At 69.1% G+C, this 18,046-nt stretch carries 16 protein-coding genes and 1 tRNA gene; 11 read left to right on the forward strand and 6 right to left on the reverse strand.

Annotated features, from left to right (window positions below):
- The 5 genes from FIF60_RS21665 to FIF60_RS15335 all read left to right on the forward strand — a co-directional run.
- A partial coding sequence (locus FIF60_RS21665) for a tetratricopeptide repeat protein (protein WP_158639245.1) occupies nucleotides 1-1,272 on the forward strand: 1,272 nt, incomplete at its 5' end.
- Nucleotides 1,273-1,399: 127 nt separating this feature from the next.
- Entirely contained in the window at nucleotides 1,400-4,189 is a 2,790-nt protein-coding gene (gyrA, locus tag FIF60_RS15320; RefSeq protein WP_144186973.1) for a DNA gyrase subunit A, read from the forward strand.
- The gene (gene coaD / locus FIF60_RS15325) at nucleotides 4,186-4,734 is read left to right on the forward strand and encodes a pantetheine-phosphate adenylyltransferase (protein WP_144186974.1); all 549 of its coding nucleotides are present in this window, start codon (nucleotides 4,186-4,188) and stop codon (nucleotides 4,732-4,734) included. Before gyrA ends, coaD begins: the two co-directional genes overlap by 4 nt.
- Nucleotides 4,735-4,815: 81 nt before the next feature.
- Nucleotides 4,816-5,340, forward strand: coding sequence for a peptidylprolyl isomerase (locus FIF60_RS15330; RefSeq protein WP_239451656.1), 525 nt, complete (start codon nucleotides 4,816-4,818; stop codon nucleotides 5,338-5,340).
- 62 nt (nucleotides 5,341-5,402) lie between these two features.
- Nucleotides 5,403-5,477, forward strand: a tRNA-Lys gene (locus FIF60_RS15335).
- A 34-nt stretch (nucleotides 5,478-5,511) separates the two neighbouring features.
- On the opposite strand, the gene FIF60_RS15340 is transcribed toward FIF60_RS15335, so the two are convergent.
- Together FIF60_RS15340 and FIF60_RS15345 are read right to left on the reverse strand one after the other, a co-directional pair.
- Complete coding sequence (locus tag FIF60_RS15340) at nucleotides 5,512-9,132, reverse strand: ATP-binding protein (RefSeq protein WP_144186976.1); 3,621 nt, start codon at nucleotides 9,130-9,132, stop codon at nucleotides 5,512-5,514.
- Between the two features lie 161 nt (nucleotides 9,133-9,293).
- A complete protein-coding gene (locus tag FIF60_RS15345; protein WP_144186977.1) occupies nucleotides 9,294-9,761 on the reverse strand; it encodes an Hpt domain-containing protein in 468 nt (155 codons plus the stop codon).
- A 161-nt stretch (nucleotides 9,762-9,922) separates the two neighbouring features.
- Between FIF60_RS15345 and FIF60_RS21670 the strand changes: the two genes are divergently transcribed.
- Entirely contained in the window at nucleotides 9,923-10,066 is a 144-nt protein-coding gene (locus tag FIF60_RS21670) for a hypothetical protein (protein ID WP_158639246.1), read from the forward strand.
- A 51-nt stretch (nucleotides 10,067-10,117) separates the two neighbouring features.
- Here the strand turns inward: FIF60_RS21670 and FIF60_RS15350 are convergent, their stop codons facing one another.
- Nucleotides 10,118-11,275, reverse strand: a complete 1,158-nt coding sequence (locus tag FIF60_RS15350) for an amidohydrolase/deacetylase family metallohydrolase (RefSeq protein WP_144186978.1) — start codon at nucleotides 11,273-11,275, stop codon at nucleotides 10,118-10,120.
- 34 nt (nucleotides 11,276-11,309) lie between these two features.
- Complete coding sequence (locus FIF60_RS15355) at nucleotides 11,310-11,786, reverse strand: RidA family protein (protein WP_144186979.1); 477 nt, start codon at nucleotides 11,784-11,786, stop codon at nucleotides 11,310-11,312.
- A gap of 192 nt (nucleotides 11,787-11,978) precedes the next feature.
- Here FIF60_RS15355 and FIF60_RS15360 point away from each other — a divergent pair, with 192 nt between their 5' ends.
- The 5 genes from FIF60_RS15360 (at nucleotide 11,979) to FIF60_RS15380 (ending at nucleotide 16,281) form a co-directional block, all read left to right on the forward strand.
- The gene (locus FIF60_RS15360) at nucleotides 11,979-12,878 is read left to right on the forward strand and encodes a transporter substrate-binding domain-containing protein (protein ID WP_144186980.1); all 900 of its coding nucleotides are present in this window, start codon (nucleotides 11,979-11,981) and stop codon (nucleotides 12,876-12,878) included.
- Between the two features lie 69 nt (nucleotides 12,879-12,947).
- On the forward strand, nucleotides 12,948-13,619 hold the full coding sequence (locus FIF60_RS15365) for an amino acid ABC transporter permease (RefSeq protein ID WP_144186981.1): 672 nt from the start codon (nucleotides 12,948-12,950) through the stop codon (nucleotides 13,617-13,619).
- A 24-nt stretch (nucleotides 13,620-13,643) separates the two neighbouring features.
- Complete coding sequence (locus FIF60_RS15370; protein WP_144186982.1) at nucleotides 13,644-14,297, forward strand: amino acid ABC transporter permease; 654 nt, start codon at nucleotides 13,644-13,646, stop codon at nucleotides 14,295-14,297.
- A complete protein-coding gene (locus FIF60_RS15375; RefSeq protein ID WP_144186983.1) occupies nucleotides 14,294-15,067 on the forward strand; it encodes an amino acid ABC transporter ATP-binding protein in 774 nt (257 codons plus the stop codon). Before FIF60_RS15370 ends, FIF60_RS15375 begins: the two co-directional genes overlap by 4 nt.
- Nucleotides 15,068-15,072: 5 nt before the next feature.
- Nucleotides 15,073-16,281, forward strand: a complete 1,209-nt coding sequence (locus FIF60_RS15380) for an aminotransferase class V-fold PLP-dependent enzyme (protein WP_144186984.1) — start codon at nucleotides 15,073-15,075, stop codon at nucleotides 16,279-16,281.
- On the opposite strand, the gene FIF60_RS15385 is transcribed toward FIF60_RS15380, so the two are convergent.
- Nucleotides 16,278-17,228, reverse strand: a complete 951-nt coding sequence (locus tag FIF60_RS15385; RefSeq protein ID WP_144186985.1) for a 2-dehydropantoate 2-reductase — start codon at nucleotides 17,226-17,228, stop codon at nucleotides 16,278-16,280. The genes FIF60_RS15380 and FIF60_RS15385 overlap by 4 nt on opposite strands.
- Nucleotides 17,229-17,248: 20 nt before the next feature.
- Complete coding sequence (locus tag FIF60_RS15390; RefSeq protein ID WP_144186986.1) at nucleotides 17,249-18,031, reverse strand: N-acyl homoserine lactonase family protein; 783 nt, start codon at nucleotides 18,029-18,031, stop codon at nucleotides 17,249-17,251.
- Nucleotides 18,032-18,046: the final 15 nt, after the last annotated feature.

An 18,046-nucleotide genomic window follows, 5' to 3' on the forward strand; every position in this document is an offset into this window, starting at 1 on the left:
CATCGCGGCGAGGCGGGGCCTTCGCCTGCCGCGCCGGCGCCCGCCCGCCCGGCCGCGCGCGGCGCGCGCATCGGTGTCGCGCCCTTGAAGCTTCTCGGCTCCGGCGGGGGCGAGCACCTCTCCCTTGCGCTTGCAGACGAGATCACCACCGCGCTCTCGCGCTTCCGTTGGCTTGCCGTCGTGTCCTCCGCCTCTTTCGCCAGGCTCGACGACCCGACCGACCCGGTGATCGCGCGGCGCGACCTCGGCCTCGACCTGATGCTCGCCGGCACGGTGCAGGCCGCCCCCTCGCCCACGACGGCGGGGGCGGAGCAGGTGCGGGTCGCCCTCTCGCTGCTCGACCTGCGCGCCGATGCCGAGGTGGTCTGGGCGCAGCGCTTCGACCGCGACACCTCCGACATCTTCGCCCTGCAGGACGAGGTGGCCGCGGAGGTGGTCGCGCGCGTCGACCCGGAGATCCTGCTCATCGAGGCGAAGCGGGCGGAGAGCCGGACGCTCGCCCCGGCCTCGGCCTACGACATGCTCCTGCGGGCGATCCCCGCGATCTACCGGCTCGACAGGGTGCCGTTCATGGAGTCGGGCGTGCTGCTTGCCGCGGCCATCGCGCGCGAGCCCGACTATGCCGCCCCGCATGCCTGGTTCGCCTACTGGCATGTGTTCCTCGTCGGCCAGGGCTGGGCGGAGGATCCCGAGGCGGCGATGGCCTCCGCCGGCGACCTCGCCGCCCGCGCCGTCGCGCTCGACACGGCCGACGCGCGGGGGCTCACCATCGCCGGCCACGTGCAGGCCTATCTCCACCGCCATCACGACCAGGCGATCGCGCTGCACGAACGGGCGCTCTCGATCAACCCGAACCTGCCGATGGCCTGGGTGTTCTCCGGCGCCGCGCATGGCTATGCCGGACGGCATGCCGAAGCGATCCGCCGCATCGAGCGCTACCGCCGCCTCTCGCCGATGGATCCGCACGCCTTCCTGTTCGAGACCGGCCTGATGACGCCGCACCTCCTGCTCGGCGACCCTGCGCGGGCTGCGGCGATCGGCGAGGCGGTGATCGCGATCCAGCCGCGGCTCACGGCGGCCTGGAAGCCCTACGCCGCCGCGCTCGGCCTCGCTGGGCGGATCGACGATGCGCAGGCCGCCGGGCGGCGGCTCATGGCGCTCGAGCCTGGCTTCACCATCGCCGCCTTCCTCGCCTCGACGCCCTATGTGCGTCCCGAGGACCATGCCGTTCTCGCGCGCGGCCTCGGCCTCGCCGGGCTTCCGGAGGGCTGAGCGGGGCCCTGCTGCGCGTTCGCGCTTTGTTGCGGCGCACCATCCCCTGGGCTAGGGTGCGGGCCAGGCCGACAGAGCCTGTCCGCGCCGCCCTTATGCACGCGCGCCACCGCAACGGGAACGCCGCTTGACCGACACGCCCAACGTCCCCGGCCCGCCCGGGGGAACGCCGCCCGAGACCGCCCCGGTGATGCTCGAGGAGGAGATGCGCCGCTCCTACCTCGATTACGCGATGAGCGTGATCGTCTCGCGCGCGCTTCCCGACGTGCGCGATGGGCTGAAGCCGGTTCACCGCCGCATCCTCTTCGCGATGCACGAGGCCGGCTACACCCACGACAAGCCGCACCGCAAGTCGGCCCGCGTCGTCGGCGACGTGATGGGCAAGTATCACCCGCATGGCGATGCAGCGATCTACGACGCCATGGTGCGCATGGCGCAGCCCTTCTCGATGCGCCTGCCGCTGATCGACGGCCAGGGCAATTTTGGCTCCATGGACGGCGATCCTCCAGCGGCGATGCGCTACACCGAAGTCCGCCTCGCGCGCTCAGCAGCCGACCTGCTCGACGGCATCGACGAGGATACCGTCGACTTCCAGCCCAACTACGACGAGACCGCTGCGGAGCCGAAGGTTCTCCCGGCAGCGTTCCCGAACCTGCTCGTCAACGGCGCCTCCGGCATCGCCGTCGGCATGGCGACAAACATCCCGACCCACAACCTCGCCGAGGTGGTAGACGCGACGATCCGCGTGATCGACGAGCCCGAGGTCGATCTCGCCGCGCTGATGGCGCTGATCCCCGGCCCCGATTTCCCGACGGGCGGCATCATCCTCGGCCGGTCCGGCATCCGTTCCGCCTTCGAGACGGGCCGCGGATCGATCCCGGTGCGCGCGCGCGCCTCGGTCGAGGAGATCCGACGCGACCGCGAGGCGATCGTCGTCACCGAGATCCCCTACCAAGTGAACAAGTCCGACCTGCTCGAGCAGATCGCGACGCTGGTGCGGGAGAAGCGGATCGAGGGCATCAGCGATATCCGCGACGAGAGCGACCGTGACGGCGTACGCGTCGTCGTCGAGCTGAAGAAGGATGCCAACGGCGAGATCGTTCTGAACCAGCTCTACCGGTTCACGCGGCTGCAGATCAGCTTCCCCGTGCAGATGCTGGCGCTGAACGGCGGCCGGCCCGAGCAGATGGGGCTGAAGGCGATCCTCGAGGCCTTCCTCGCATTCCGCGAGGAGGTAGTGATCCGCCGCTCGCGCTTCCGCCTGACCAAGGCGCGCGACCGTGCGCACGCTTTGATCGGCCTCGCGGTCGCGGTGGCCAACATCGACGAGGTGATCCGCCTGATCCGCGAGAGCCCCGATGCGGCGGCCGCGCGTTCGGCGCTGATGGCGCGCGCCTGGCCGGCCGCCGATCTCGCGCCGCTTCTCGCGCTCGTCGACGACCCGGCCAACGCGCTGAGCCCGGAGGGCACGCTCCGGCTCACCGACGCCCAGGCGCGCGCCATCCTTGACCTCCGCCTGCAGAGGCTGACGGGGCTCGAGCGGGAAAAGATCGCAGAGGAGCTGAAGGGGCTCGCGGCGACCATCGAGGAGCTGCTCGGCCTGCTCGCCGCACGGCCGCTGAGGCTTGCCGCGATCCGCGCCGAGCTCGAGGCCATCCGCGCCCGCTTCGCCGAGCCGCGGCGGACGGCGATCGAGGACAGCGACGCAGACATCGACGACGAGAGCCTCGTCGAGCCGCTGCAGATGGTCGTCACCCTGACGCGCGAGGGCTTCATCAAGCGCGTGCCGCTTTCCGCCTTCCGCGCGCAGCATCGCGGCGGGCGCGGCCGAAGCGGCATGGCGACGCGCGAGGAGGATGCCGTCACGCGCATCTTCGTCGCCAACAATCTCGACGAGGTGCTGTTCTTCACCAGCCGCGGCATGGCCTATCGCCTGAAGGTGTGGCGTCTGCCCGAGGCCGCGCCGCAGGCGAGGGGGCGCAACATCCGCCAGCTTCTCGGCGGCCTCGTGCCGGAGGAGAGCATCACCGCGGTTCTGCCGCTGCCGTCGGACGAGGCCCTGTGGGACAGCCACTACGCGGTGTTCGCGACCTCCGCGGGCGATGTTCGCCGTAACCGCCTGTCCGACTTCCGCAACGTGCGCCAGAACGGGCTGATCGCGATGAAGCTCGAGGATGGCGAGCGGCTGATCGGCGTGCAGGCCGTGCGCGACACCGACGACGTGCTGCTCGCCACGCGCCTCGGCCGCGCCATCCGCTTCTCCGTCGCCGACGAGCTTCGCGTCTTCTCGGGCCGGACCTCGACGGGCGTGCGCGGCATCCGGCTCGGCAGGGGGGACGAGGTGATCTCGCTCTCGGTGCTGCGCCACGTCGAGGCGAGCCCGGAGGAGCGCGTTGCCTACCTGAAGGCGGCGGCGGCGAAGCGCCGCGCCGCTGTCGACCAGGACGGCGAGGAGCCTGTCGCCGAGGAAGCCGCGCCGCAGGACGAGGAGGCCGCCGAGATCGCGCTGAGCGCCGAGCGTTTCGCCGAGCTCGAGCAGGCGGAGGAGTTCGTGCTCACTGTCACCGCGGGCGGCTACGGCAAGCGCACCTCGTCCTACGAGTACCGCATCTCCGGTCGCGGCGGCCAAGGCATCACCGGCGTGACGCTCACCGCCCGCAACGGCAACGCGGTCGCCTCGACCTTCCCGGTGCGCGACGGCGACCAGCTGATGCTCGTCACCGATGCCGGGCGGACGATCCGCATGCCGTGTTCGCAGATACGCCTCGCCGGCCGCGCCACGCAGGGCGTGACGCTGTTCCGCATCGAGGATGACGAGCATGTCGCCGCTGCCTTCCCCGTCGTCGAGGACGAGGACGGCGAGCAGGACGCGGAGCCGGAAGATGGCGCTCCGGAGGAGATCGGAGGCGAGGCATGACGGAGCGCGTCGGCCTCTACCCCGGCACGTTCGATCCTGTCACGAAGGGCCATCTCGACATCGTCGGCCGCGCGGCCAAGCTCGTCGACCGGCTGGTGCTTGGCGTCGCCATGAACGCCGGCAAGGGCCCGCTCTTCCCGATCGAGGAGCGGGTGCGCATGCTCGAGGCGGCGGCTGCGCCGATCGCTGCGCGCAACGGCACGGTGATCGAGGTCCAGGCGTTCGATACGCTGCTGATCCATTTCGCCCGCCGCATCGGCGCGCGGCTGATCATCCGCGGCCTGCGCGCGGTCTCCGACTTCGAGTACGAGTTCCAGATGGCGGGCATGAACGCCAGGCTCGACCCCGGCATCGAGACGGTGTTCCTCATGGCGAGCGAGGGCGTGCACTTCATCTCGAGCCGCTTCGTGAAGGAGATCGCCCGGCTTTCGGGCGATATCTCGCCCTTTGTCACGCAGGACGTTCTCGCCGCGATCGCCGAGAAGGTCGCTGCCGAGGGCGACGCCGCCCGGCTTGCATCCGGCTCGGGTTCGGCGCACGACTGACCCAACAAGGACACGATTTTCCGAGGGAGACGCCATATGACGACGACGCTTCGCCGCGCGCTGATGGGTGCGGTTTTCTTGATGACCGCGACCGCGGCGGACGCACAGGCGCCTGCGCGTGATCCCGAGAACACGCTGTACATGGACCTCAAGAGCGGCCGCGTCGTGATCGCCCTGCGCCCCGACCTCGCGCCGAAGCATGTCGAGCAGATCAAGACGCTCACGCGCCAGGGCTTCTACGACAATACCCCCTTCCACCGCGTCATCGAAGGCTTCATGGCCCAGGGCGGCGACCCGACGGGCACCGGCACGGGCGGGTCGAACCTGCCGAACATACCGGCCGAGTTCACCAACCGCGCGCGCTTCCTGCGCGGCACGGTCGGCATGGCACGGTCGCAGAGCCCGAACAGCGCCAACAGCCAGTTCTTCATCATGTTCGCGCCCGGCTCCTTCCTCGATGGCCAGTACACGATCTGGGGCCAGGTGGTGCAGGGCATGGAGCATGTGGACGCGATCAAGAAGGGTGACCAGCAGCGCAACGGCCAGGTTGCCAACCCGCCTGACCGCATCGTGCGCATGAGGGTCGCCGCCGACGTGCGGGAGTGAGCTGACGCGGAGTTTTGACCTCGCGGCGGGGGCGATCTAGAACCCGCCGCATCCCGCCTCGGGGGCCGGTAGCTCAGCGGTAGAGCACGGGACTTTTAATCTCGTGGCCGAGGGTTCGAATCCCTCCCGGCTCACCAGGCGCGCCGCAGCGGCGGGCAAACGGTATCCACTTCACGCCATCGACGGCCCGCGCCCCTCTGCCGCAAGGGCCTCGCGCAGCTTCGATGCCAGGTCCTCGCGGCGATACGGCTTCGGCAGGAACACGGCGTCGTCGTCGCCCATGACCGGAAGCAACGCCGAGTTGGTGTAGCCCGAGGTGAAGAGCACCTTGATGCCCGGCCGCATGCCCCTCGCCGCCTTCGCGAGCTGCGAGCCGTTGATTCCTCCGGGCATCACCATGTCGGTCATCAGGAGATCGACGTCGCCGTCGCGCGCGAGCGCCTCCAGCGCGTCGCTTCCGTTGGCGGCGAACGTCACGCGGTAGCCAAGCCGCGTCAGCATCGACACGAGGCTCGCGCGCACCAGGTCGTCATCCTCGACGACCAGGATCCGCTCATGCCCCCCGCCGGCATCGCGCTCGTCCGACACGAACGCGATGTCTCCCTCGCCCGCCGCCTTGGGGAAGTAGAGCGTCACCGTCGTGCCGACGCCTGGCTCGGAATGGAGCTTGATGTGCCCGTCGGACAGCTTCACGAAGCCATAGACCATGCTCAGGCCGAGGCCGCTCCCCTTGCCGACCTCCTTGGTCGTGAAGAACGGCTCCAGAGCGCGCTGCACCGTGGCCTCGTCCATCCCTGTGCCGTTGTCCGTCACCGCGACCATGACGTAGGGACCGGGGGAGAGCTCGGGGTGGCGCGCGCAGTCATCGGCATCGAGATGCACGTTCGACGTCTGCACCGTCAGCCGCCCGCCTTCGGGCATGGCGTCGCGCGCGTTGATGCACAGATTGAGAAGTGCGCTCTCGAACTGGGCCTTGTCGATCAGCGCGGGCCACAGGCCGGGCGCGAGGTCCAGCCTGATGTCGATCTGCTCGTTCACGGCCCGGCGGATCAGCGGGTCGATCGCGGAGATCTGCTGGTTGATGTCGACGAGCTGCGGGCTCATCGGCTGGCGGCGCGAGAACATCAGAAGCCGGCTGGTCAGCTCCGCGGCGCGCTCGGCGGCCATCAGCGTCATGCTGGTCAGCTGGCCGAGCTCGGCATCGGTGGCGAAGCGTTCGCTCAGCACTTCCGCGTTGCTGATGATGACGGTAAGCAGGTTGTTGAAGTCATGCGCGATGCCGCCGGTCAACTGGCCCACGGCATTCAGCCGTTCGGATTGCATGAGCCGCTCGGTGATCCTGCGCCGGTACAACATCGCGCGGACATGGCTGGCCACGGCGTCCAGCATGTCCTTCTCCTCGCGCAGGAAAGCGGATCCGCTATCTTTCTCCCAAGCGCCCGACGCGGCATAGCCGATCTCGACGAAGCCGATCCCGCCTTCCTCGTCGCGCAGCATGGACCGCAGCGTCGCCACTGGCGGGCGCCACGAGGGGCTTCGGTACTCGTCCGATTCGAGCCTGATCAGCGCGACGGCAGAGGCCGGATGGCTGACGCTGTCGGGCAGGATGGCTGCGATATCGGCGCAGATCTCCGCGATGCTGCGCGAGCCGTTCAGGGTCAGCTCGAGCACCCTGTAGAGGCGCCGCAACTCCTTGATGCGTTCGCCCAGCGCGGCCTGCGCCTGCTTGCGCTCGGTCACGTCGCGGAAGCTGACGACCGCGCCGACGATCGCGCCGCCCTCGTCGCGCAGCGCGGAACATTGATACTCGACTGATACGGCTCCGCCGCCCTTGCGGATGAACACTTCGTCCTCGACCGAGCGCCGCTCGCCATCGTGCAGGGTCCGGTGGATCGGGCAGTCCTCGACGGGATAGACCGACCCGTCCGCCTTGCGGCTGTGGGTCAGCGGGTGCGACTGCCTGCCGGTCGTCTCATGATCCTCCCACCCGAGGATCGACCGCGCCGCCGGATTCTGCCGGATGATCCGCCCCTCGCAATCGAGCACGTGGATGCCGTCAGCCACCGAGTTGAGCACCAGATCGGTCTGCCGTTGCGCCGCCATGCGGTCAGCGATCAGGCTCGAGCGCTCCATCACGCTCGACAGGACGCTGCAGGAGAACGTCACGATCGCGCGAAGCTCTGCAGAGAACGGTCCTGCCGATGCGGTGCGCCACAGGCAGAACCCGCCGAGAAACGCGCGCGATCCCGAATGGATGGGTGCGACGATGACGCGCAGCGCTCCGCCTTCTGCGGCAACCGTGCTCTCTGCGACGGTTTCCTGCTGGGCGATGCGGCTGGCAACCTCGTCGAGCGCGGGCTGCGGTGTCGGCGTGCCACTGGCCTGCCTGCGAGTGAGGCCGACCTCGACCGGCTTGCCACCGTCCCCCGCAGCGAGCCAGGCGCAGCCACCATCCGCCGATGTGGCGGAGGTGAGCGTCTCCAGCACCAGGTCCAGCATCCTGTCCGGCTGGGATTGGCGGATGACGCTGTCGTAGATCGCGTTGAAGCTGCCAAGCGAGGAGCGCAGGGCGGTGAGCCCGTCGCCCAGGATCGCCAGTTCCGCGATGGCGACGCTCCGCGGCGCCTGCGCGCTGAAGTCGAGTGCCGCGATACGGCCGACATCCTTCGCGAAAAGCTCCACGGGCTGGGCGAGGCGCCGCGAGACGTACAAGGTGAGCGGGATCGTCAAGGCCGCCACAAGCGCAAGGACGCTGAGCAGCCAAAGCCGGATCGCGCCGGCATCCTTGCCGAGATCCTCCTTGGGCGTCGCCATCAGTAGGGCCGTTCCGCCCACCTGAAGCGGAACGGCGGTGGCGAGCCAGTCGCGCCCGCCTGCGTGCAGGGTGCCGAGATAGCGGGAGTTCTCGCCCGCCCATCGCGCGGCCACGGCCGTGATCACGGGCGCGCCAAGTGTGTCGGCGCGCGGAAGGGGGGCGTTCGCGGAACCATTCGTCGTTTCGGCCACGGCTTCGAGTGCCTGGCGCAGCCGGGCGCCGTCGTTGTATGCGAGCACGCCGCCCCGGGCATCGACGATCGCCGCCAGCGTGCTCGGCGTCGGCGCCTCACGCGGCAGGCGGACCGAAAGGTCCCAGAGCGAAACGTCGACCCCCGCCACAGCGCCCGAGGGCGACTTGCGTGCCGCCGAGACGCCTGGCTCCTGCGTCGTGAAGAACGCGTAGGGCGACGTCACCACCGTTTCGGCGCGACGGTTCGCCTCGATGTACCAGGGGCGTTCACGCGGATCGAGCGGGTAGGACACCGACTGCCGCTGCTCCAGGATGGCAAGCCGGTCGTCGAGGAAATCGAACTGCGGACCTTCCGGCCCTGCCCATTGCGCGATCCAGGCCGCCCCCGAAGGTGCCGTTCGCGAAATGTTGTCGTCCCGGACCGGACGAAGCAGCAGGAAATTCCCATCGGGCCAGCCGACATATGCAGCGGAGACGCCCGGAACCGAGCGAAGCACGGTGGCCAGGGCATGGACCTGCCGCGCGCGCTCGGGCTTGCCCTCGGCTTCGGCGATGGGGTTCGCAGCCAGGGCCTCGGCCGCGGCACGCGCCGTCTCCTCCAGGCGCCGGATGTCCTGCAAGGCCACGTCGGCGCTGCCGAGGAAGGATGTCGAGGCTGCCCGGTCGGCCAAGCCCTGCGCAACCCGATCTGCCACGAGGCCGAGAACGATGGCCAGCATGCCGAAGAACAGCAGGAAGGTTCCGGCAATATGGAACCGCAACGGAAGAACTCGTCGAAGCACCATTCGTCATCGTCCCGCAAACTGGCCTGCCCGAGCGCCTGAACCATGCCGAGCGAGAGAGTGCTGCGTCGGGGCGGCCGCTCGAGAGGCTGGACCTGGCCTTGTCGCGGGTGCAGGCGGCCGATCTCCAGCGACTGAACGGCGCCCTCCGTGTGGTTCAATTCCTATAGTAATGCATAGATACCTGCCTCGCCAACGCCCGCACTCGGCCGTCGCAGTACCTGCCGCGTGAACCCCGCGCCCGGCCTATCGCACGGCCCCGAACAGGGCATGGCGTCGATGCCCGAGGGCGGCCAGCGTCGCGAGCGCGAGGGCTTCCACCTCGGCAAGTGCGGCCGGCGCGCGACAGGGTACTGGCGCATCAGGCCACGGCAGAGCCCGGCGAGCGCGATGGTGCCGATGGCGCCGGAGGTGCCTGCCATCGCATGCAGGATGCGATGCACGCCCTGCTGCTCACTGGCAGAGCGATGCACCGACAGCGAGCCGAGTTGCCTGACCAGGTCGGATTCGTAGAGGGCGAGCAGGCGGTCGACTTCCCCGCTGCCGACATCGTCTTCGAGGGCCTCGAGAAGCGCTTCGTCGAAGGCTGGTTGGATCGACGGCTCCCGCACGATGGATGCGCCGCTTCGCATGACGCCGCTCCTCTTTTCTGTCGGGCGCCAGTGTCCTGCGTGTGGCTTGCCGATCGATGAACGACAGGCGGCCGCGCGCGGGGTGTTCAAGTCGTTGTGCTGCAACCGTCGCGCCGCTTCGTCGTTATCGGCACGACGCAAACGGAAGAGGAGATGCCGCCGTGCGAGGGTCCACCCCCTACCTTCTGGCCGCCTGCCTGGTCGTTGCCATCGCAGCGCTCGGCTACTGGATCTACACCGACCAGAACAGCTCGGAGCTGGAGGTCAATGTCGGCGGCCGGACGCTCTCTGTCGAGACGCGCTGAGGTGGGATCGGGGGGCGGCGGAACCGCCCCCCAGAATTGTCTCCGCGGTACTCAGGCCGCGAAGCGAACGCCCTCGCGGGCGTGGAACATCTTCCCGGCCACGACCGTTCCGTCGGCGACGATGCGCTTGTCGCCCTCGAGGTGCTCGCCGACCACATCGACATAGTCGAACCGCCCTTCCTTGATCGAGAGGATGCTCGCATCGCCGGGCGAGCCGGGGCGAAGGCTGCCGAGTTCCGTGCGGCCCAGAACCTTTCCCGCGTTCACCGTGCTCTGCGCGATCACCTCCTTGAGGTCCACGCCGAGGCAAAGGAACTTGGACATCGTCGTGACCTGGTCATAGGCCGGGCCGTTGATGCAGAGGATGTGCACGTCCGATGAGATCGTGTCCGGCATGAACCCGTTGGCGAGCATGGCGCGGGCGGTCTTGAACGAGAAGCTTCCCTTGCCGTGGCCGATGTCGAAATAGACGCCCCGGTCGCGCGCGGCGAGCACGACCTGCTTCACCGTTCCCTGCGGCGTCACCGGCGCGTTGGGGAAGGGGCGGAAGGCGTGGGTCAGCACATCGCCCGGCCGAAGCCTTTCCACCACCTCCTCGTAGGAGGGGGGCGGATGGTCGATATGCGCCATCAGCGGCATGCCGGCCTCCTCCGCCACCTGCAGCGCGATGTCGAGCGGCGCCGTGCCGGAGGTGCCGGAGGAATGCTTGCCGACGCGCACCTTGATGCCGACGATGACGTCGCGGTTCGCATCCGCGACCTCGACGGCCTCGATCGGGTTCATCAGCCGCATCTCCTCACTCTCTCCCACCATCACGCGCTCGGAGAAACCGTAGATGCCGGCATGGGACACATGCAGGTAGGCAAGGATGCGCACCGCGCTCCGCTCGATGACGTGCTTGCGGAAGCCCATGAAGTTGCCGGGCCCCGCGCTTCCCGTGTCGACCGCCGTGGTGACGCCGGAGGTGCGGCAGAACTCGTCCGCGTCGATGCCGAGCGAGGTGCCGTGGACGTAGACATGGGTGTGGAGGTCGATCAGCCCTGGCGTGACGATATGGCCCGAGACGTCGCGCACCTCCTTCGCATCCTTGGCGAGGCCGGGGCCGACGCGGGCGACCTTGCTGGCTGAGAAGGCGACATCCGCCACCTGGTCGAGGTTCTGCGACGGGTCGATCACGTGCCCGCCGGACAGAACGAGGTCATAGCTCATCGTGCGTCATCCTCCATCGTACATGCAGCGCAAGTCATTCCTTTACCGCCACGATCGCCTCGATCTCGACGGTGATGTTGTTGGGAAGCGACCCCATGCCGACTGCGGAACGGGCGTGCCGGCCCGCTTCGCCGAACACCTTCTCGAACAGCTCCGAGCAGCCGTTGATGACGGAGGGGTGTTCGCGAAACTCGGGCACGGCGTTGACCATGCCGAGAAGCTTCACGATGGCCTCGACCTTGCCGAGCGAGCCGAGCGCATCCTGCATCACCGCGAGAAGCTGCAGCCCGGTGATGCGCGCGTGCTCATGCGCCTCCGCAACCGAAACCTCCGCGCCGACCTTGCCCTGGTGCCAGGTTCCGTCCGGCTTGCGCGGCCCCTGGCCGGAGAGGAAAAGCAGGCCGCCTGCGAGGCGCCAGGGGCGGTAGCGTCCGATCGGCGTCGGCACCTTCGGCAGAGCGAGCCCAAGCTGTTCGAGCCTCGCCTCCGGCGTATCGTTTCCAGCCGCCATCGAACCTTCCTCCCGATCCTCTCTTGCCCAGCAGGCTAGAGGGGTGGAAACTCCGGCGCAACGTGGTGCGAGGCTCGCGGCATACCGGTGCCGCAACGGCGCGTCCGCCGTGGTGATGCCGGAACGTTCGGGCTGCGTCGCGGAGCATGAGGGCTGGCCGCCTGGCCGGCACGGCGGGGGAGGGTTCCTGACATGGATGCGGAGAAGGAAGAACTTGGTCGCGACGGCTCGCGGCGTGGCGCGTTCGCAGCGCTCGGCGCGGCGGCGGTCGGCGCGGCGGGCTTCGTCGGGCTTGCGGCGACCGCGGAGAAGGCAGCCGCGCAGGCGCCGCGCGAGAGCCTGCTGCGAACGGTGATCAGCCGCGGACGGCTGATTGTCGGCACCGGCAGCACCAATGCGCCCTGGCATTTCGAGGACGAGCGCGGCCAGCTCACCGGCATGGACATCGCGATGGCGCGAATCCTCGCCACCGGGCTGTTCGACGACCCGAACAAGGTCGATTTCGTGCGGCAGGACCCGTCCCAGCGGATCCCGAACATCAATACCGGCCGCGTCGACATCGTCATCCAGTTCATGACGATGAACCCGCAGCGGGCGCAGCTCGTCGCGTTCTCGCGGCCCTACTACGCCGAAGGCGTGGCGCTGCTCACCTCGCCGAGGAGCCGCTTCAAGACCTACGCCGAGCTTCGCGCCGCGGGCGCAGGCGCCCGGGCGAGCGTCCTGCAGAACGCCGGCGCCGACCAGCTGGTGAAGGACGCCCTGCCCGAGGCGCAGATCATGCAGCTGGACACGCAGGCGAACGTGATCCAGGCGATGGAGGCAGGCCGCGCCGACACCGCGGTGGTCGACCTCTCCACCGTGCGCTGGCTCGCCGCCCGCACGCCCGACCGCTACCTCGATGCCGGTCACTCCTACCGCAGCCAGCTCTATGGTGCGGCGATGCGGCAGTCGGACCCCGACTGGCTGAACTTCGTCAATGCCGTGTTCAACGTGAACATGTTCGGCCATGTCTCCGAGGCCTATGACAAGGCGATGATGGAGTTCTTCGGCATCCAGCCGCGGCCGCGCACGCCGGGTTTCCCGCCGATCTGAGCCTCACGCGCAGCGGGGCGCGGCGCCGCCGCGCCGCCGCATTGCGCCAGGAGCAGTGGCAGGAGCAGCGTGGACTACCACTTCAATTTCACCATCGTCTGGCGTCATGCATGGCGGCTCTGGTGGGGGCTCGGGCTGTCGCTGCAGATCGCGCTCGCGAGCCTCGCCATGGGCATGGTCATCGGCGTCGTGCTCGCCGTCGCCTACACCGATGGGCGGCGGATCACGCGGATGCTGATCGCGGGCTATGTCGAGTTCATCCGCAACACGCCGCTTCTGCTGCTCGTCTATCTCGTCTTCTACGGCATCCCCTCGGTCGGCGGCTTCGCCTATGACGCGACGACGAGCTTCATCGTCACGCTCGGCTTCTACGCCGGGGCGCAGCTCGTCGAGGTGTTCCGCGCCGGCCTCGATGCCGTGCCGCCAGGCGTGGTAGATGCAGGCCGCGCGATCGGGCTCACGCCCCTTCGGAATCTCTTCCACGTGCGGTTGCCAACGGCCTTCCGCGTGAGCCTTCCCGCTCTGTCGAACGCCTACGTATCGCTGTTCAAGGACACGGCTCTCGGAAGCGTCATCGCCGTTCCGGAGCTGACGCACGGCGCGCAGTGGATCAACTTCAACACCTTCCGCATCCTCGAGATCTACGCGCTTCTCACGCCCATCTACTTGGTCACGGGCTGGATCATCCTCGCCGCGCTCAGGCTTCTCGAGCGTCGCTTCGCGATCGTGCGGCCGCAATGAGGGCCGGGTCATGAGAGCCGGCGCATGATCGAGGCGATGATCTACGCGCTTCCCTTCCTCGGGCAGGGATTCCTCGTCACCCTCGCCGTATCCGGCCTCGTCGTCGCCGGGTCGCTGGTGCTCGGCCTCGTCCTCGGCACGGCGCTCGCGTTCGGACCCGTCTGGCTTGGCCTGCCGATCCGCGCCTTCGCCGACACGGCGCGCGCGATCCCGCTGATCGTTCTGATCTTCACCGTCTATTACGGGCTGCCTGCGTTGGGGGTGAACCTCTCGCCGTTCTGGGCCGCGGTCGCGGCGTTGACGCTGTTCAAGACGGGGCATGTGATCGAGATCGTGCGCGGTGCCATCACCTCGATCGCGGCCGGCCAGATGGAGGCGGCGAAGGCGATCGGCCTCTCCTTCGTCGACCGTCTCCGCTACGTGATCTTTCCCCAGGCCGTGCGCCGCTTCCTGCCGCCCTGGATCAACTCGGTGACCGACAGCGTGAAGGGCAGCGCGCTCGTGAGCCTCGTCGGCGTGGTGGACCTGATGATGGCGATCCAGCAGGTGATCGGAAGGACCTATCAGCCCATGCCGCTCTACCTCCTCGGCGCGATAATCTACATCGCTGTCAACGCCTCGCTCTCGGTCACCAGCCGGCGGCTCGAGGCGCGCTTCGCGAGGGTGGTCGCGTCGTGAGCGAGCCTGTCCTCTCCATCCGCGGCCTCACCAAGCGCTTCGGCACCACCACCGTACTTGATGGCGTGGATCTCGATGTCGCGCGCGGCGAGGTGCTCGTCGTCATCGGCGCATCGGGGTCCGGCAAGACCACGCTGCTCCGCTGCGTCAACGCCCTCGTTCCCTATGATGCGGGATCGATCACGCTCGACGGCGTGGAGGTTGGCTACACCGCACCTGGAAGCGGCGTTCGGCGGAGCGACAGGGCGCTCTCTGCCATCCGCGCGGACATCGGCATGGTGTTTCAGATGTTCAACCTGTTCCCGCACCTCTCTGCGCGAGACAATGTCGCGCTCGGGCTCAAGGTGACGCGCGGGATGGCGAAGCGTGAGGCGGTCGCGCGCGCCGAGCACTGGCTCGCCCGAGTGGGCCTCGCCGACCGGATGGACCATCTGCCGAGCCAGCTCTCCGGCGGGCAGCAGCAGCGCGTCGGCATCGCCCGCGCCGTGGCGATGGAGCCGAAGCTCCTGCTGCTGGACGAGATCACGTCCGCGCTCGACCCCGAGCTCGTCGGCGAGGTGCTCGATGTCGTTCGCGGCCTCGCCGCCGAGGGCATGACGATGCTGATGGTTACGCACGAGATGAGCTTCGCGCGCGACGCGGGCCACCGCGTGGTGTTCATGGACCAGGGACGGATCGCGGAGGAGGGGGTGCCGAAGGAGGTGCTCGGCAATCCGCGGTCGGAACGGCTGCAGCGCTTCCTGCGGCGCATCGAGCTGAGAACGGAGTAGCGGCAATGAACGAGACGGCACGCAGCGGCATCCGCGAGCGCCTGGGCCTGAGGCCCATCATCAACGTCTCTGGGACGATGACGGCGCTCGGCGCCTCGATCGTGGTGCCCGAGGCGGTGGCGATGACGGCGGCGATCCTGCCTGAGTTCGTCGAGATCAACGATCTCCACCGGCTTGCCTCGCGCACCATCGCGAAGCTCACCGGCGCTGAGGCCGGCTTCATCACCGCAAGCTGCTCGGCCGGCGTCACCCTCGCCATCGCCGCCTGCATGACAGGGCCCGATCTCGCGCGCATCGAGCAGCTTCCCAACCCTTCCGGCATGCGCCACCGCGTGCCGATCATGCTCGGCCACATGGTCGGGTACGGCGCGCCCGTCGAGCAGGCCATCCGGCTCGCGGGCGGAACGGTCGTGCCCTTCGGCCAGGCGACCGACGTGCGCCCCTACCAGCTCGAGGCCGCGCTCGGCGAGGACGCCGCCTGCGCGCTCTATGTCGTCAGCCACCATTGCGTCGGCTACGGCCAGCTGCCGCTCGAGGATTTCGCCGCGATCTGCCATCGCCGGCACGTTCCCGTCGTGGTCGATGCCGCGAGCGAGTACGACCTCAAGGGCTTCCTCGAGGCCGGGGCGGATCTCGTCTGCTACTCCGCGCACAAGTTTCTCGGCGGACCGACGGCCGGGATCGTCGCGGGGAGGAAGGATCTCGTCCGTGCGACCTTCCTGCAGAACATGGGAATCGGGCGCGGCATGAAGGTCGGCAAGGAGAGCATCCTCGGCACGATCGCCGCGCTCGAGGCATGGGAGAGGCGCGACCATGCGGCCGTGCGCCGCACCGAGCAGGAAGCGCTCGATCTCTGGCGGGAACGGTTCGCCGCGATCGAGGGCGTGACCGCCACGCTCGAGCCCGACCCGACGCACAACCCGCTCGACCGGCTGAAGCTCGCGATCGACCCGGCGCGCGCGCGCATCACCGCCTGGGAATTGGCTGACCGCCTCGCCGCGGGGGCGCCGCCGGTGATCGTGCGCGACCACGAGGTCGAGCACGGATACTTCTTCCTCGATCCGTGCAACCTCCACCCCGGCGAGGCGCGGGTGGTGGCGGAGCGGATCGAGGCGGAGCTGGCAGAGGCGAAGTCGCGCGCGGGCTCGAACCATCCGCCTGCGTCGGCGCGGCGCGAGCGCCGCTTCGCCCGCCTGATGGCCTGGCCCGACTAGGCGTTGGCGCCGGGCAGCCGCCCCGCGTCGCGGCGCGCCTCATAGGCCTTGGCGTTTATGTAGGCCGCCTCGGCGATCTCGTCCGGCAGGCCCGCGCGGCGCGTTGCCGCGAGCAGTTCGCCGAGGATGTGATCGGCCTCGATCCTGCCGCCGTTCTCGAGGTCGCGCAGCATCGAGGCGGTCGCGGCAGGGCTCGTGCGGAAGAAGGTCCGCAGGAACTCGCGCTGCTGCTCCGGCAGCGCCTGGCCGTTCGCTTCCGCCACCGCGACGTTCCGGTCATAGAGCCGTTCGATCCACGCCGTGCCGCCAGGTGCCGAGGCGATCTCGCCCAGGTTGGCCCGCATCAGCACCGTCGCCTGCGCAAGCGTGCCGAGGAAGACGAGCTTGCCCCACAGAGCGCGGCGGATGTCGGAGGAGATGGTCGGCGGGATTGGCGTGCGGTCGAAGATCGCCTTCAGCGCCGTCACGCGGTCCGAGATCGTGCCGTCGAGCTCGCCGAAGGTGATGAAGGTGAGTGGCGCGAGATGCCGCACCACACCGTCGGGCGTCAGTGTCGCCTGGATGCCCGCAAGGCCGCCGAGAACGCGGTCGGGCCCGAACGCGGCCTCGAGCGCGTCGATATGCGCGAGCCCGTTCAGGATGGGCAGCACGGCGGTGCGCGCATCCACGGCGGGGCGGATCGTCTCGATCGCCTCGGCGAGGTCATAGGCCTTGCACGTGAACAGGATCACGTCCCAGCCGGGGCCGAGCTCCTCCGGCAGGATCGTCGTCACCGGCATGCGGAGATCGCCGGCATGCGGGCTCTCGATCACGAGCCCGTGGCGATCGAGCTGTGCCTTGCGCCGAGGCCGCACCACGAACGCGACCTCCTTCGCCCCGCCGGACTGCGCGAGACGCCCCCCGAAATAGCCGCCGACACCGCCTGCACCCAGAACGAGGATGCGCATCGCCGCCTGCTCCTTCCGCCTCAGCCGAGCCGTACCACCTTGCCGTCGAGGCCCGGTCCTGCCGCGGGGAAGCGTAGGAGCACCGCGGGGTCATGGCCAGGGACGACACGCGCAACATTGCCGCCCGCCTCGGCGATCAGGCGCTTGTGGCCCTCGAGCACCTTCTTCATGTCGAGAACGATCGGGAACGGATTGCCGCGCAGCGTCTCGTCGAAATGCGCTGCGTCGGAGGCAAGCACGATCGGGCCGGAGTCTGTCTCGATCCGCGCCGACATCAGCCCCGCGGAATGGCCGCCGATCGCAAGGAGGCGGATGCCCTGCCAGGGCTCTGCGTCTCCGTCATGGAACACCACACGGTCGCGATAGATGTGGTGGACGAGCCCCGTCACGTCCTCTGCGATGAAGGGGCGGCGCAGATGCGGGTGGCACATGCAGCGGCCGGTGGCATAGGCCATCTCGGCGTCCTGCAGGTGAAAGCGCGCCGCGGGGAAGGCATCGTAGCCGCCGGCATGGTCGTAGTGCAGGTGTGTGAGCACGACATCCTTCACGGATGCCGCATCGATTCCGATCAGCGCAAGCGCCTCGGCCGGCGTGCGATGCCAGGTGTGGCCGAGCGCCGGCGCGCGGTGCGCCGGGAACCCCGTATCGAACACCACCACCGCACCGGTGCCCGGGTTGCGCGCGGCCCAGACGAAGTAGGAGATCGGGTGCGGCGTGTCGTGCGCGTCATCGGGCGGCAGGAAATGGTTGCGCCGCCTCCGCCCGGTGTTCTCCGCGTAGCGGAGCGCGTAGACCTCCCACATGCCGTTCCCCTCCCG

Source organism: Elioraea rosea, assembly GCF_007644105.1.
GTDB classification, from domain to species: Bacteria; Pseudomonadota; Alphaproteobacteria; order Acetobacterales; family Acetobacteraceae; genus Elioraea_A; species Elioraea_A rosea.

Coding starts and splice junctions, on each gene's coding strand:
- coaD (WP_144186974.1), top strand. CDS start 4,186: ATGACGGAGCGCGTCGGCCTCTACCCCGGCACGTTCGATCCTGTCACG.
- FIF60_RS15330 (WP_239451656.1), top strand. CDS start 4,816: ATGACCGCGACCGCGGCGGACGCACAGGCGCCTGCGCGTGATCCCGAG.
- FIF60_RS15340 (WP_144186976.1), bottom strand. CDS start 9,132: ATGGTGCTTCGACGAGTTCTTCCGTTGCGGTTCCATATTGCCGGAACC.
- FIF60_RS15345 (WP_144186977.1), bottom strand. CDS start 9,761: ATGCGAAGCGGCGCATCCATCGTGCGGGAGCCGTCGATCCAACCAGCC.
- FIF60_RS15350 (WP_144186978.1), bottom strand. CDS start 11,275: ATGAGCTATGACCTCGTTCTGTCCGGCGGGCACGTGATCGACCCGTCG.
- FIF60_RS15355 (WP_144186979.1), bottom strand. CDS start 11,786: ATGGCGGCTGGAAACGATACGCCGGAGGCGAGGCTCGAACAGCTTGGG.
- FIF60_RS15360 (WP_144186980.1), top strand. CDS start 11,979: ATGGATGCGGAGAAGGAAGAACTTGGTCGCGACGGCTCGCGGCGTGGC.
- FIF60_RS15370 (WP_144186982.1), top strand. CDS start 13,644: ATGATCGAGGCGATGATCTACGCGCTTCCCTTCCTCGGGCAGGGATTC.
- FIF60_RS15380 (WP_144186984.1), top strand. CDS start 15,073: ATGAACGAGACGGCACGCAGCGGCATCCGCGAGCGCCTGGGCCTGAGG.
- FIF60_RS15385 (WP_144186985.1), bottom strand. CDS start 17,228: ATGCGCATCCTCGTTCTGGGTGCAGGCGGTGTCGGCGGCTATTTCGGG.
- FIF60_RS15390 (WP_144186986.1), bottom strand. CDS start 18,031: ATGTGGGAGGTCTACGCGCTCCGCTACGCGGAGAACACCGGGCGGAGG.